The 12207-nt window shown below is 28.9% G+C and carries 10 protein-coding genes; 3 read left to right on the top strand and 7 right to left on the bottom strand.

Annotated features, from left to right (window positions below; all coding sequences use genetic code 11):
• Entirely contained in the window at window positions 1-255 is a 255-nt protein-coding gene (locus MHN29_RS13575; protein ID WP_235275103.1) for a hypothetical protein, read from the top strand.
• Here the strand turns inward: MHN29_RS13575 and MHN29_RS13570 are convergent.
• Together MHN29_RS13570 and nhaC are read right to left on the bottom strand one after the other, a co-directional pair.
• The gene (locus MHN29_RS13570; protein WP_235275102.1) at window positions 209-658 is read right to left on the bottom strand and encodes a GNAT family N-acetyltransferase; all 450 of its coding nucleotides are present in this window, start codon (window positions 656-658) and stop codon (window positions 209-211) included. The two genes, MHN29_RS13575 and MHN29_RS13570, sit on opposite strands and share 47 nt — an antisense overlap.
• Window positions 659-694: 36 nt before the next feature.
• Window positions 695-2179 (bottom strand): Na+/H+ antiporter NhaC, encoded by a 1485-nt coding sequence (gene nhaC / locus MHN29_RS13565; protein ID WP_235275101.1) that lies wholly within the window; start codon window positions 2177-2179, stop codon window positions 695-697.
• Between the two features lie 81 nt (window positions 2180-2260).
• Here nhaC and MHN29_RS13560 point away from each other — a divergent pair, with 81 nt between their 5' ends.
• Complete coding sequence (locus MHN29_RS13560; RefSeq protein ID WP_235275100.1) at window positions 2261-3283, top strand: metal-dependent hydrolase; 1023 nt, start codon at window positions 2261-2263, stop codon at window positions 3281-3283.
• A gap of 60 nt (window positions 3284-3343) precedes the next feature.
• Here MHN29_RS13560 and MHN29_RS13555 read toward each other — a convergent pair whose 3' ends face one another.
• Window positions 3344-4561 (bottom strand): aminotransferase class I/II-fold pyridoxal phosphate-dependent enzyme, encoded by a 1218-nt coding sequence (locus MHN29_RS13555; RefSeq protein WP_235275099.1) that lies wholly within the window; start codon window positions 4559-4561, stop codon window positions 3344-3346.
• A gap of 164 nt (window positions 4562-4725) precedes the next feature.
• Here MHN29_RS13555 and MHN29_RS13550 point away from each other — a divergent pair, with 164 nt between their 5' ends.
• Window positions 4726-5187 (top strand): Lrp/AsnC family transcriptional regulator, encoded by a 462-nt coding sequence (locus MHN29_RS13550; protein ID WP_235275098.1) that lies wholly within the window; start codon window positions 4726-4728, stop codon window positions 5185-5187.
• Window positions 5188-5200: 13 nt separating this feature from the next.
• On the opposite strand, the gene MHN29_RS13545 is transcribed toward MHN29_RS13550, so the two are convergent.
• The 4 genes from MHN29_RS13545 to MHN29_RS13530 form a co-directional block, all read right to left on the bottom strand.
• Window positions 5201-7153, bottom strand: a complete 1953-nt coding sequence (locus MHN29_RS13545; protein WP_235275097.1) for a DUF3857 domain-containing protein — start codon at window positions 7151-7153, stop codon at window positions 5201-5203.
• On the bottom strand, window positions 7153-9117 hold the full coding sequence (locus MHN29_RS13540) for a DUF3857 domain-containing protein (RefSeq protein WP_235275096.1): 1965 nt from the start codon (window positions 9115-9117) through the stop codon (window positions 7153-7155). Before MHN29_RS13540 ends, MHN29_RS13545 begins: the two co-directional genes overlap by 1 nt.
• A gap of 7 nt (window positions 9118-9124) precedes the next feature.
• Window positions 9125-11035 (bottom strand): DUF3857 domain-containing protein, encoded by a 1911-nt coding sequence (locus MHN29_RS13535; protein ID WP_235275095.1) that lies wholly within the window; start codon window positions 11033-11035, stop codon window positions 9125-9127.
• 68 nt (window positions 11036-11103) lie between these two features.
• Entirely contained in the window at window positions 11104-12204 is a 1101-nt protein-coding gene (locus MHN29_RS13530) for a DUF4407 domain-containing protein (RefSeq protein ID WP_235275094.1), read from the bottom strand.
• Window positions 12205-12207 lie beyond the last annotated feature (3 nt).

Below are 12207 nucleotides of genomic sequence, written 5' to 3'. Positions count from 1 at the left end.
ATGGAGCAAAAGTTAAAACAAAATTGGAAACTATTTTTAATTGCTAGTTTAACTTTAGGTTTAGCACCTTTTAAACCGCCTCATATTGTTGGGAAATTAAAATGGATTGCAGGAGGTAATGCTTTTTCAGGTGAACATGCAATGCAATTTAAAGATTGGTTTGATGTTTTGTTGCATGGAAGTCCTTGGGTTCTTTTATTAGTCTCGGTTATTTTAAATTTATCTTCATTAGCGGTAAAAACCGATTCGGAATAGAACTTTCTTTTTTTTCTGTTGAAATAAAACCTTGACTTTCATAAAAAGGTTGTGCATTGGGGTCAGCTAATAATGTCATCGTTTCAATATTCAAATTATTAGATTTTTCAATGGCATGTGACAGTAGTTGTTTCCCAATTTTTTGACCAATAGCATCTGGATGTACGAATAAAAATTCGAGTTCTATGCTGTTGTTTTTAGGCTGATTTAAAATATAAAATCCAATAGTTTTTTGATTTGAAATAAATTTATAAACCATCATTTCCTCAATCATTTTAGGGGTAACAGTTAAATCATCTTTCCAACTATTAATAAGTTCTTCATTATAACCCCAGTATGCTTTTGAAATCAGTGCAATGTTGGTTAATAATTTAGCATCTTTAATATTAGCTTTTTCTATCATAAAAAAGAAGCCTCACTATCTAAGTGAGGCTTGGTATTATTTTTTAATTATTTCTCTAATCTTTATTCTAAACGCAGCAAATAATAATGTCATAAAAGGACTTAACCAATTAAAAACAGCATAAAAAGCGTAGTCTATTACTGGAACTCCTAATACTCCTGAATGATATGCTCCACAAGTGTTCCAAGGAATTAAAACAGAGGTTACGGTTCCAGAGTCTTCTAAAGTTCTACTTAAGTTTTCTGGAGCTAGTCCTTTATCTTGATAAGCTTTTGCATACATTTTACCTGGTACTACTAAAGCTAAGTATTGATCTGAAGCGGTAAAGTTTAAACCAATACATGTTGCTACTGTACTAGCAAATAAACCGAAAACAGAATCAAATAAATTTAATAAGAAACTACTAATTTTTGCTAAAGCACCAATAGCATCCATCACACCCCCAAAAATCATGGCACAAAGAATTAACCATATAGTTCCTAACATTTTTTCCATACCACCAGCGGTGAATAAATCTTTTAAAACCTCATTATCAGTAGCTACAGAAGTTTTTACTGTAATAGCATTCATTACTCCTTTGTAAGCAGAGTTAAAATCTAAATTTTTAACACCAGCAACTTGAGCAACAACTTGAGGTTGGAAAATTAATGCAAAAATCCCACCTAATAATGTTCCTGCTAATAAAGCAATTAAAGGAGGTGTTTTTTTCATAATTAAAATAACAACTGCTATTGGGACTAAAAATAAAAATGGATTAATATTAAAAGCTTTATTTATGTCATTCAACATTTGTTGAGTATCTGCAGTTCCTGTAGTATTTTGTGTAAACCCTAAAATGATAAAGAAGATTAAGGTAACAACAATAGTTGGTACAGTGGTATAAGCCATGTACTTGATATGAGTAAATAAATCCGTGCCAGCCATTGCAGGAGCTAAATTTGTTGTATCTGACATTGGAGACATCTTATCGCCAAAATAAGCGCCAGATAAAACAGCACCCGCTGTCATTCCTAAAGAAATTCCTAAGGCCTCACCAATACCAATTAAGGCAATACCTACAGTTGCAGCAGTTGTCCAAGAACTACCTGTAGCTATAGAAATTACTGCACAAATAATTAAACAAGCAGCTAAGAATATTGTAGGATTTAAAATTTGCAATCCATAATAAATCATTGAAGGAATTATTCCACTAATAAGCCAAGTTCCTGCTAATGCACCTACCATAAGTAATATTAAAATAGCTCCAGCTGTAGATTTAATGTTTTCGGCAACTTCATCAATCATAACTTTGTATGAAACTTTATTTCTAAATCCAACAATGGCAGCAGTTGCACCACCAAGGATTAAAATGAATTGATTACTTCCACTTAAAGCATTATCACCAAAAACAAAAACATTGTAAGCGAGCATTCCTATTAATGCTATTACAGGAATTAAAGCTTCCCATATACTTAGTTCTTTATTAGCTATAATTTTTTGACCTTCGATATCGATTTCGGATAAGTTTTTATCGTCTTGCATTGTGTGGTTTTTTTCGGTTTGTAATGTTACGATTTTGTAAAGAATTATACAAGTAGAATCAGTTTAGTACATTTGTTATCTATGGATTCATTAACTCAAATTGTTTTAGGTGCTGCTTGTGGAGAAATAGCACTAGGAAAAAAGATAGGAAATAAAGCCTTATTGTTTGGTGCAATAGGAGGTACAATACCGGATTTAGATGTGTTTATTGGCGGATGGTTGTATGGAAATGAAATAGATGCGATGGCTTTTCATCGCGGATTTATGCATTCGATTTTATTTTCCATTTTTGGTTCTTTTCTATTTGGATGGATCACTTTTAAACTATACGATAAAGGAAAACGTGAAGGAACTACTAGGTTAAAAAACTGGATTTGGTTATTTTTTCTATCCATTTTTACGCATCCTTTATTAGATAGTTTTACACCTTATGGTACCCAGCTATTTTTGCCTTTTTCCGACTATAGAGTAGCGTTTAATAACATTTCTGTAGTAGATCCTTTATATACACTTCCTTTTTTATTGTGTTTGATTGTGGCTATGTTTTATAATAGAAAACAAACAAGAAGAAGAGTTTGGGTTAAAGCTGGAATTTATATTAGTTCAGCATATATGTTATTTACTATTGGAAATAAGATTTATATGGATTCTGTGTTTAAAAAATCGTTTGATAAAGCCGATATTTCTTATAGTAGGTTTTCTACTCAACCTACTATTATGAATAATATTTTGTGGTATGGAATTGCTGAAACTGAAAATGATTATAAAGTTGGGTTTTATTCTTTATTAGATAAGAAATCAGAGTTAGATACGATTTTAACAATTCCTAAGAATCGTGATTTATTAGATGTGAATCATAAAGATATTAAAGTCTTAACTTGGTTTAGTAATGGCTATTATAATTTAGTACCTATGGATTCATCTAAAAATATTCAATATTTAGATTTAAGATATCCTTTGTTGAATCCAAATAATGCAGAAACATCTATGTTTAGATTTGAATTGATGAAAGAAAACAATAGATGGGATATGGTGCCATTTTCAGGTAAACCACCGTCAAAAGATGATTTAAAAGAATTTACCAAGCGTTTTTATGGTAAATAAAAAATGGCAAACAGATTTGAAACCATTCTGTTTGCCATTTTTTTAGAATTTAGTTAAGTTTTATGCTAAGGCTTCTTCTTTTAAAACACCTATTTCTAACATACAGTCTTTCATCATTTCAAAAGTACGCTCAATATCATTATCTAATCCAATAGAAAAACGAATTAAACCATCGGTTAGTCCCATTTCAGCTTGCTCTTCCTCTGGGATTTCTGAAGAGGTTGACGTTCCTGGAGCTGAAAATAAAGTTTTATAAAACCCTAAACTTACAGCTAAATATCCTAAGTTTTTTTCTTGCATTAACTCCATTAAAGCATTGGCTTTGTCTAAAGAACCAGCATCAATAGTTAACATTCCTCCAAAACCGTATTCATTATTCATCATTGATTTGTATACTTCATGAGATGGATGTGATTTTAAACCAGGGTATACTGTTTTGATACCAAGAGCTTCGAATTTTTCAGCTAAAAAAGCTGCATTTTTACTGTGTTGCTTCATTCGAATATGTAAAGTTCTCATGTTCTTTAATATTGACGATGAACGTAAAGAATCCATAGAAGAGCCTAATAGCATACTTGCACCATCGATAACACTTTTTTGAGCGTTGATAAAATCAGAACTAGCACAAACAACCCCTCCCATCGTATCAGATGAACCATTGATGAATTTAGTTAAACTATGAATAACAATATCTGCCCCAAGTTGCGCTGGTGAAATAGATAACGGAGAGAAAGTATTATCAACAACAAGTTTTAAATTGTATTTTTTAGCTAAGGCAACCAAAGCTTTAATATCTGCCACTTCTAGTAAAGGGTTGCTAACAGATTCGCAATAAATCATTTTTGTATTACTGTTAATAGCAGCTTCTATTACATCTAGTTTTGTAATATCAACAAAAGATGTTTCAATATTCATTCTAGGTGTAAAGTTCTTTAAAAAAGCGTAAGTACCACCATATATAGTTCTACTTGAAACAATATGATCTCCAGCTCCACAAATTTGTAAAATAGTTGCTGTTATAGCTCCCATTCCTGAACCAGCTACATTTGCAGTTTCTGTTCCTTCCATTGCTGCTAAAGCTTCACCTAAATATAAATTAGAAGGAGAAGTATGACGTGAGTATAAGTAGCAACCATCTGTATTCCCTTCAAAAGTATCAAACATTGTTTTTGCTTTTATGAAAGTATAGGTTGAGGAATCAGAAATAGAAGGATTTACTCCTCCAAATTCTCCAAAGTATTGTAAGTCTTGAATATTGTTTGCTGGTTTAAAGTCCATTATATAAATGTTTAGTTGTTTATAGAACTATAAAAGACTTGTTTTTTTGATTAAAAATCAATTAAAATTAATGTTTGTAGTTTTTTATTCTTTATTTTGTTAAATAATTAGTTTTTATAATGGTTTTTTAAAATTGATGAGTTTAAAAAACGTAAATTTTTCAGATGAAATTAGATGAAATTGATAAAAAGCTTTTAGAATTACTTCAAAAAGATAGTAAGCAAACTACTAAACAGCTTTCGTTAGAATTAGGATTATCGGTAACCGCAGTATACGAGCGTATAAAAAAACTAGAAAGAAGCGAAATAATTACTCAATATGTAGCTTTAATTAATAAAAACAAAGTAGGGAAATCATTCTTAGTTTTTTGTCATATTAAATTAGAAAAACATGCTAAGGAGTATATTGCTGCTTTTGAAAGAGAAATTAATAAACTAGATGAAGTAGCTGAGTGTTTTCATGTAAGTGGAGACTATGACTACATTTTAAAAATTTATGTCAAAGATATGGATGAATATCGAGAGTTTATGGTAAATAAACTTACTGCCTTAAAACACATTGGGAGTACTCATAGTACGTTTACTATTGGCGAAGTTAAAAGCTCTAATGTAATATCATTATTATAAAAAAAACGAACGATTAATCGTTCGTTTTTTCAATTTCAATAAAGACATCTTGAGTTTTAATTGCTTGATTGTAAAACTCTTTTAAATGATAATATTCGTTATTAGTATAAGTTCTTTTATTAATACTTAATTTGAAATAGACATTAATAGTATTGTTTATATTTTTAATGTTTAAAACATATTTTCCACCTTTATTAGGTAAGGCAAGAGCTTTGTTTTTGGGCAGTTTTTTTAATTGATAACCTTGAGGTAGTTTTAATGTTAATAGGTATGTATAGCTTCTAGGGAATCCATAATCTATTGGGTAATCTCGATTGTTAAGTTTAAATGGGTTTTTGGTAAATTTATTTATTAAAAATGGAGAAATTCTGATTTTATTTTCGAGATCAAAATCTTCAAAAGTAATATCATAAACTTGTTGCAGAGTTTTTTCGTTTTTATCTAAATTTATAAACTCTAGGTTCTCAACTTCTATACTTGAATAGTTAGATTCAAAATTTTCAATATAATTTTCTTTACTGTTTTCGCTAATTTCTTCTCTATCATTTACAGCGAAATAACCATTAGAAGCAATCATCAAACTACCGTTTAATTCATTTTCGTCATTAAAAGATAGAATAGCTTTGGTTGTTTTGTAAGTTTTTTTACTCAAATTGATAGTTTCCCAGTAACTCCCTTTTTTAAAGTCCATTACCCTTCCATCTCCATTTAAAGCCATATAGCGAATTAAGCCAAATGGTAATTTTTTATTTGTAGCGTCTAAAAAATACGTTTTATTGTTAATTACAGCCTTAACCAATAAGTAATTGAAATCATTAATAACAGGGTGTAATTTTGTTGGAACAGCTTTGTTTCTTGTTGATGTAAGTACTAGATAACTTTTTATGTTGGCTGCTTGAAGAGCATTATAAAGTGATAAATTAATGTCAAAGATATTTCCAGTTTTATTTTTATAAGCTTTTTTTATTCTAACTTTTCTAGAAGGCCAGTACTTTTCATTCCAAGAAAAATGATTTTGTATGGCTTTATAAATTTCTTTAGCTTTTTGTAATTCATCTTCGATGTTAAATAAACTAGCTTTTAATTCATTTTTAAAAAAGCTTTTTTTGGAAATTTGATTGTCTAGAAAATTATATTTCAAGTTTTTATCAGCGTCTTTCCATGTTTTAGTAAATTTTTTAACGCTTCCTGATAAGTTTGTGTAGGATTCGAGTTCGAAAGCTAACTTGGAAATAAAGTTTTCTTTACTAAGCATATGACTTTCTTCTTTAAAAGCAGGGATATCATCCATTCCAAAGTTTAGGATTAAACAATCACCATTATTAAAACTAGGTGTGTCAATACAGTTCTTTTTTACAGAAGTTTTATCTCTATTAAGTTTCAAAAAACCAATCATTCGAATCTTGTATTTCCAGTTTCCCAAAATAGCAGCCGTAAAATCACTTTTAATTTTTGGGATATCTGACTGAAAATACCAATCATCAATTCCAGAATAAGGAGAAGTAACTGAGTATTTATACTCAATAACGCTTCCTGGTTTAATATTAGGAAGGGTAAAAGTTATTTCTTTCCATTTACTATATAAATCAACTGTATAAATTTCATTTTCTTCTAAATGAGTTTTTAAAATTTTATTTTGATCAGAAAGATTATAAGTAATCCCTTTTATTGAGTGAACTTTTTCATCTCCATAAAAAGGAATTTTAATTGTAGCTTTATCTTCACCACCTTTTTTTAAAACTTTTATTCTAAAATAATAATCAGTGGTTTTATTATAGTTTCTTTTTTTATCTAAGAAATAATTAGCATGTTCATAAAGAACAACCGCATTAGCGGTTGTGTCTTTTTCATATTCTTTCATGGTTAATTCAAGAATATTTATATTTCCTATTCTGGTAGATTTACTTTCTTGAGCAAAGCAGTTAAGTGCTAATAAGTAAAATGAAATTAAGAATATTTTTTTCATTATTTTTTTGCTAATACAATTTTTTCGGTATGTTTTTCAACAAGTTGTTTATAAAACGATCTAAAAGAACTATAATATTGGGGCGAAATCATATTAGAGTTTATTTGTATTAGTGAAGAAAGTTTTATTTTGTTACCAAGTACAGAAATTTTGTATTTAAATACACCTAGATTTTCTGGTAAACCTATAGCTAGTTCTTTGGGATAAGATTCTATAGTATATCCTTCAGGTATTGTAATAGATGTAGTAAAATTATCTTGCCAAGGCATTCCGTAATCTACAGGGAAATTTCTGTCTTTAGTTTTAAAAGGGTTTTCTGTAGTTGCTAAGAAAAATAAAGGAGAAAAATATAACTTATTATTTATTTCTTCTATTTGACTATCACTGGTAAACTTTATAGATTGTGTAATAGGTTTGTTTAGATTCTCTTTATTTAAAACTTTAAAATCATCAATTTCTATATTATACTTTTCTTCTAAAGAAGTTATCAGGTTTTCTTCTTTTTTTAAATCATTTTTTTGTCTATAAAACATCGCAGCATGACCTGTTAGAGCTTTTCTAAGTACTCCCTCAATAGTTCCAGTATCATCTATTTTTAAGTATAAAATATTATTCTCTTTAGTAAGAGATGAAGGTACAAGGTTTACATCTTTAGAAATACCATCTTTTAAAATCTCTTTTCCTGTCCAGTTTAAGGTTCTATACGGTAAGATATTTATGTAAGAATATTTTTCAGTAGCATCTAAAAGTAAGTGTTTACCATTAGGAAAGTTTACTTTTGAAATAACATAATTAAAACCTTCTCTAGTAGGGAATAAAGGAATTCCGTTGCTTTTAGTACTTACCAAAACTGGATTAGCATTTAAACCAGCTTGGCGTAGCATTGATGTAAGCATAAGATTTATTTCTGCAGAGTTTCCAACTCCATCTTTAAAAGCTTTTTTTACTCCTACGTCTGTATATTTACTTTGATATTCGTTCCACTTTACTTTAGATTTTATGTATTGAAGTATTAATGAAACTTTTTCTAATTCGTTTTTAGCAGGGCTGATAAGATTCGCTAATTCATCTTTATAGTAGTTCTTTTTTTCTAATTCATTTCCAAAGCTAGAAGATTTGTAAATTGTTTTACATACATCTTTCCAGGTAGTTGCATAATTTTTATAAAAAGAATTTGGAAATCTTGTTCCGGATAATTCAAATTTTACACCACCTCTATAATTATTTATATAACCAGAGTAAGGTTCGTTATCATTTATAGCAGGAATATTTTCTTGTGTAAAAGAATAAATTGTGGAATTGAAATCAATTTTGTCTCTACCTCCAAGGTTTATTTGACCTCTTTTTTGAGTTTCTACTAACGGAACACTATAATAACCTTTAGACATTTTATTGAAAATAAAATACTCAGGTATTCTAACATTTAGGTCTAAGTTTTTAATAGGAATACTGTATTGAAAATTTAAAGTTCTAATATCCCAATGAGGAGACGTTAATGTATATTTTAATTCAATAATAGAACCTTCTTTAATGTTAGGAAAAGCTATTTTCTTTTGACTTCGATATTTATTTAATCGTTCATCGAAAATTTCTTTTTTTGGTAACTTATGTTTTACAACTTTACCATTTTCAATGTTAAATGTGTATGCTTTTAAAGAACTAATAACTTCTTTATCTCCAGATTCAGGCTTGTAATAAACTATTCTTTTGTTTGCATAGTCAAAACCATCTTTAGAGTATATTTTTATTCTTTCATGATACTCTGTTACTACTTTAAATCCATTATTTGCATCATATGCAAAAAAAGTTCTTCTTTTTTTATAAAGGTATGAGGCATCAGCTGTAGAATCATTAGGGTAAAACTTTTCTTCTAATTCTTCTTTGGAAACTTTTCCAAATTTTACATTTTGAGCTACCGTTGTCAGCGATAGTGTTAATGTTAAGATTAACAATATTTTTTTCATAGTATTTTTATTTTTTTATTAATTCAGTTCTTAAATTGTCGAGTTTAGTGACTTTTTTTCTAAATTTTCTATAGGCTTTATAATCTTCTTTTGGATGAACTCCTTTTTTAAGAGAAAACTCTCTGGTGTATTTAAAAGAAGTTTCATCAATTTTTTCTAATGTTAATTTGTAGGTACCAAACTTATTGTCAATACTTTTATTGTCGGGTAAATTTATGATAGAGTAACCTTCAGGAATCTTAAATGTGAATTCATCTTTATCGGTAAAACCTCTTTCTATGTTTAAAGGTCTTTGTCTTTTTCTGTATTTTTTTGGTACTCCAGTAATTCTATTGAAAACATTAAGTTTAAATAAATAACTGCTATCTCTTAAGGTTGCAAACTTTTCGATTTTAATATTTACTTTTTCTGTAAATTCAATTTTGTCTTTATCATTTGTATGTTTTATACTTTCAATTTCTAAATTGTTGTTATAGTCCCATACATTAGAAGTGTAGTATTTATTTAGTTTTTTAGGTGGATAATTCTCAATATGGTATTTATCGCTATACTGAGTTCCATAAGATTTTCTTATTACAGAAGCGTTTACATTTCCATTATCTAATAAATTAATATTAGCATTAATCGTTTGTAGATTATTTTCGTTAATATAAGCAGGGGTTCTTTTTATGATACCACCTTGAGGGGTAACTACCAAAACATCTCTATCATCAGTAAAATCACCTAAAAACCCAAAAGGATTTGTTTGACTAGTGCATTCTAACCATATGTCGTTTCCTTCATTAGGAATATTTAATATCATATGATTTCCTTGGAGAGCTGTGAAATCCTTATCTATATTTTTATAATTTTGAGCATATACAATTGTATGGTATGACTTAACGCCTACGGCATCTAAAAGAGCTTTTGTATAGTTTGTTAAACCTTTACAATCTCCATAACTTACTTCATCAACTTTATTTGCAGCAATAGGTTCCCAGCCTCCAATATCTACCTGTACACTTATATATCTAGTTTTGTTTTGAACATAATCATAAATGATTTTTGCTTTTTCAATAGGAGAATCTACACCTTTAACTAAATTTTTTGCTTTCTCAATTGTAGCTGGTGATAATTGATTTCTGTTGATTAGTAGTTTGTTGTACATCCAGCTACCAAATTCTTTCCAGTTTTTTGCTTTACCAGTTATACCTTTTAAACTGAATTGATTGAATGAAACGGAAAGGTTTGGTGAAAAATCGTCAAAATTAACGGTATACCTTTCGTGTTTTATAGGTTTTTGGTTGGTTAATGTATATTTTAAATTAAATTCACTTGAAGTATTTTCAATAGGATATCCGTCAAAGTTTTTTTCTCTTTTTCTAAAAGGAATGTTTTTAGGATTATTTAATTGATAAATGTTTTTTTCAACAGACAAATTATAACTTTCAATAGGGTACCATCTAGGAATAAATCCTGTTGAAGAGTTTTTATATTCAGATTCAAAAACTACTGTATAAGGATAAGATGTAGGCGTATATTCTAAAAATTTTACTCTTGAATCAGAATATAAGGTTCCTCCATCAATGGCGCTAACATCTTGGAAATCATTTTTAGAATATTTCTTAACCTTATTTCCTAAGGCATCATAAATGATAGCTGTTAGCTTAGATATCTTGGTGTCTTCATTATAGTTTTTATAGGCATCTACATGTATTTTACCAAATTTATTAAGAACGGTAACTATTCTTTTTTCTTTAACTACCATTTCATCAACAGCCAAGACATCTACCGTAATTTCATTATGTCTAATTACAGCATTGGCATTTTCTTTTAACTCAATAGGGATAAGAAGGGAAGAGAGTTGTGTGTTTTGAGATAGGAGGTTAGTACATAGTAATAGCGCCATCATTACGATAGCGTAACCTGTTTTTTTCATGCAATTGTTTTTTGATTAACTAGTAAACAAAGGTAGAAAAAAGCATTAAAAATTAAATAACAAATTAATTATAATATTTCTTGTTGGTTTTTATAAAAAGAATCAGCTTGTAGTTTTAGTAAATTACGAGCCATTTTTTGTTTGTAATTATAAATTTCTTCTTCGGTTTTTAAATCAGAGTATACCTTGTTGTTAAGATCTACATCGGTTTGTAAAACGGATTCACGTTGATGCACTTGTTGTTGAATCCAAGTTCTGACAAGCGATTCTTGATTTTCTAATTTAAAATCATATTCTCCTTTTGGGCTTATTAGTTTTGAAAATATAGGAGCAGTTTCAATTGCTAAGAATAATAAGAAAATAAAAAAAGAAGGTAACCAAGGTAATTTATTTAAAGCATTTATCCTTGCCATTAAACCATCAAAACTAGAAATAATAGGTTGTGTTTGCGTTTCTGTTAGTTTCTGTTTTTCAAGTAAATCTGAAATATCATTTTCTTTTAGGCTAATTTTTTCAGAATTTACTTTTTTCAATTCGTTTAGTTCGGCTAAAGAAGCATCGTGTTTCTCTCTTTTTTCTTTATAAACAGGACCTTTTCCTAGAAGTTTAGTACCTTTTCTTCCTTCAGCTTCTGCTATATAGATTTCATACAAAGTATCAGTTTCTTTTTGTTTGTTAGTGATCTCAGTTTTTAAAAGTTCTATTTCTCCTTTTATTTTATCAATTTCAGGAGTAAACTGTTGCGCTATTTGAGTTTTGTTCTCCAAAGTCATTTGATTTTTTTCAGTTAACAAAACTTGATTGATTTCCTTTTCAAATATTTTTAACTCTAGAGGTTTAGAAATAACCATAGCAATAATGAGTGCTAACAATAAGCGAGGAATTACTTGTAGAATTTCTTGACGCTTAGAGTCTCTCTTTTTTATGGTAGAGACAATGAAACGATCTAAATTAAAAATTAACAGTCCCCAAAGAAAACCAAAGAAGATAGAAGAATATATATTGTCAAAAACAGTATATAGGGCATAGCTACAAGCTATGGTAGCCATTAGGGCTGTAAAAAAAACAGTAGCACCAATACCGGCGTATTTATTTTGCTCTCCATTGGAACAGTCATTAATTAAATTCTGATCCACACCAGAGCATAAGAGGAAAAAATCTTTGATCATGAA

The organism is Tenacibaculum sp. Cn5-46, assembly GCF_022347705.1.
In the GTDB taxonomy this organism is placed as follows: domain Bacteria; phylum Bacteroidota; class Bacteroidia; order Flavobacteriales; family Flavobacteriaceae; genus Polaribacter; species Polaribacter aiptasiae.
The sequence above is the reverse complement of the archived record's forward strand: the minus strand, read 5'-3'. Positions and strand labels throughout refer to the sequence as shown.